The following is a 2,711-nucleotide window of genomic DNA, read 5'->3' as shown; positions in this document are numbered from 1 at the left end:
CCCCCGCGGGTCACTTCAAATTCCTCCGGGTATGGTCAGTCAAATTCCTCCACCCCGAGGCAGGACATGGTGATTGTTAGTTTGCCTTTGTTTCCCGGGCAAGAGTTTCAGCGGCCTCTTTGAGCCGATAGCTGCGTCCGTCGAACTCAAGCAGATGGCAATGATGCATCAGGCGATCGAGGATCGTCGTGCTCATGGTGTTGTCCCCCAGGTATGTCCCCCAGTCCTGCACGACGCGATTGGAGGTAACGATGACGCTGCGGCGCAGTTTGTAGCGCTGATGGATCAGGGTCTGCAGCAATGCGCCGGCGTCGTCAGGGATGGCGCGTGCGAGGAACAGATCGTCCAGCACGAGGAGATCGCAGTCGATGATGGTTCGCAGCCGGACCTCGCGTTGTGCCGCGGAGTTCATGGCGTAGCGGTGGAAGAAGTCGTCGGTCTCAAGATACTGGACCTTGTGGCTTTGCAGGATCGCCTGATAGGCAATCGCCTTGGCGATGTAGGACTTCCCGGTGCCAGGTTTGCCGACGAGCAGCGCGTTCTCGCCGGCGGCGATGAACGCCAGGGTGTGGAGCTGGAAGCAAGTCTGGCGCGGCAATCTGGGATTGAAGGTCCAGTCGAACTCGGCGAGCGTCAGTTTTTCGTCGAGCCCGGATTGCTGGTATCGCCGCTCGATCAGGCGAGACTGGCGGCGATCCAGTTCGTCCTGCAAGATCAACGAGAAGGTCTCGAGGAAGGGTTGGTTGGCGCCCTGCGCCTGCAGCACGCGCGTCTGCAGCGTGTCGCGAACGCCCGACAGGCGCAGCTGTCGCAGGCAACGCTCAATTTCCGGCATGGTCATCATGGGGTTTGGTCTCCAGTTTGAGGTGAGAAGCCGCGGGAGCGCTCGTGGCGCCGGAGCTGGCCGGGGTTGCGCAGGCGCCACGAGCGCGGGTTGCAGGGGCGCGGTCGTCGTGAGCCTCGGCCTGCCGGCCATTGTCGCCGGCATCGTGCCGCACGGCACGGCTGAAGAGATCGCCGTATTCGGCTGGAGCGCGGATCAGCGGATGATCCTGGGTGAGCGGCGATGCCGGCTGTGGCGTCGCTCCAACCTGCGCGATCGCCTGTTCGAACAACCGCTCGACGGTCGCACGCACGTGCTTGTAACGGTAGATGCGGTTGCCGATGGCGTGCGCGCAGGCCTGCTCGACCAGCCGTGCCGGATACTTCCGGCTCAGCCCGACAATGCCCCACATCGCGCGCTGTCCGGGGCGCCCCTCGGTGTCGAACACCTGCTGGCACAGCGCCCTGGTCTGCGGCCCGATGCGCTCGGCGCTCGCCAGCAGCACGGCGGTTTGCCGCGACGGATTGAACGGCCGTTCGCTGGTCGGCAGGACGACAGAACCGGGGTGCGTCATCCGGGGATGAACACGCAGCAGCGCATGGGTGCGGCGATCACGGATCTCGATCGTGGAGGCGTAGATCCGCACCACGACCTGACTGCCGATGGGTGCAGGCCGCGCAGCGTAATAGCTGCTATCAACACGCACGGTGGTATCGTCGCAGACGGTCCGAACGACCTCGGTGAAGATGCGGAAGGCAGCCACTGGCAACGGCCGCAGGTGTGACTTCTCCTCCTGGAACATCGCCTCGACCTGACGACGCGTGCTGCCGTGGATGCGCTTGGAGGCCCAATTCTCCTCCCAGTGCCTCAAGAACTCGTTCTGGGCTTCCAGTGTCTCGAAGCGCCGTCCGGCCAGCGCGGTGCCCTGGGTATGTTGAATCGCACTCTCGACGCATCCTTTCCGATTGGGATCGGCCACCCGCGCGGGATCGGCGACCACGGCGTAATGAGCCAGCATCGCGCTGTAAATCGGGTTGAGCTCGGGCTCGTACAAATCCGGCTTGAGGACGCCTTCCTTCAGATTGTCGAGCACGACATAGCTGGGGACCCCGCCAAAATACCGGAACGCCTCTTCGTGGAGCTGCGCCCAGACTTGTTGGCTGGACTTCCAGACCACCCGCCGGAAGCTGCGCCGCGAGTAGCGCAGCGTCATCACGAACAGGCGGGGACGGCGGTACCGGCCGCTCCTGGGATCAATCGTCAGAGCGCCCTCGCCATAGTCGACCTGGGCCTCCTCGCCGGGCAGGAACTCAAGTCGATCAAACTGCTCGGGATCGCTGTGTCGCAACGTGCGCACAAACCGCTTGACGCTCTGGTAGCTGGACGGAAAGCCAAAATGATCGACCAGGTCCTGGTAAATCGCCTGCGCATTCCGCTTCAGGCGGACCTGTTCTTCGATCCACGTCCGATGCGGTTCGCAAGCCGAACGGGCCAGGCTGCTGGTGACCGTCGCTCCCGATGCCCCAGAAGCCGGTGGTCGGGGTGGAGGAATTTGGCCGTCCACGCTCACCGGGCCGGTGGTCACTTCCCCGGGGGAATTTGCCTCCGCACCAGCCCGCAGCGCCCGGTAACGCCGGATCGTCTTGCGATCGACCCCCGTCAGCCTGTGGATCTCGCGCTGGCTGGTGTTGCGATCGAGTAGCGTAAATACCGTGCTTTGCAGGTGTGGCTTCAAGACGTTCAACTCCCCGGCCCCTTGCTGGCTAAAGGGACCGAAAATAAACGTCCTGCCTGATCGGCTACCGCTGTTCAGCGGCGCTGACGGTGATCATCAGGTGGGGGAGTTTCAAGTGACCATACCCGGGGGATTTTGACCGACCCACGGGGC

2 protein-coding genes are annotated in these 2,711 nt (G+C 63.6%); both read right to left on the bottom strand.

The features are described from left to right. Positions 1-76: 76 nt before the first annotated feature. Positions 77-844, bottom strand: coding sequence for an IS21-like element IS1631 family helper ATPase IstB (istB, locus tag ACFFWD_RS15715; protein ID WP_376966617.1), 768 nt, complete (start codon positions 842-844; stop codon positions 77-79). Next, positions 822-2,603, bottom strand: coding sequence for an IS21 family transposase (istA, locus tag ACFFWD_RS15710; protein ID WP_376966618.1), 1,782 nt, complete (start codon positions 2,601-2,603; stop codon positions 822-824). Before istA ends, istB begins: the two co-directional genes overlap by 23 nt. Between the last annotated feature and the right edge of the window lie 108 nt (positions 2,604-2,711).

It is taken from the genome of Bradyrhizobium erythrophlei, assembly GCF_042430365.1.
Taxonomy (GTDB): domain Bacteria; phylum Pseudomonadota; class Alphaproteobacteria; order Rhizobiales; family Xanthobacteraceae; genus Bradyrhizobium; species Bradyrhizobium erythrophlei.
Note: the sequence above shows the minus strand (reverse complement) of the source record. Positions and strands in the feature narration are given on the sequence as shown.

Excerpts from the sequence above, each read along its gene's own strand:
- istB (WP_376966617.1), bottom strand. The coding sequence starts at position 844 with ATGATGACCATGCCGGAAATTGAGCGTTGCCTGCGACAGCTGCGCCTG.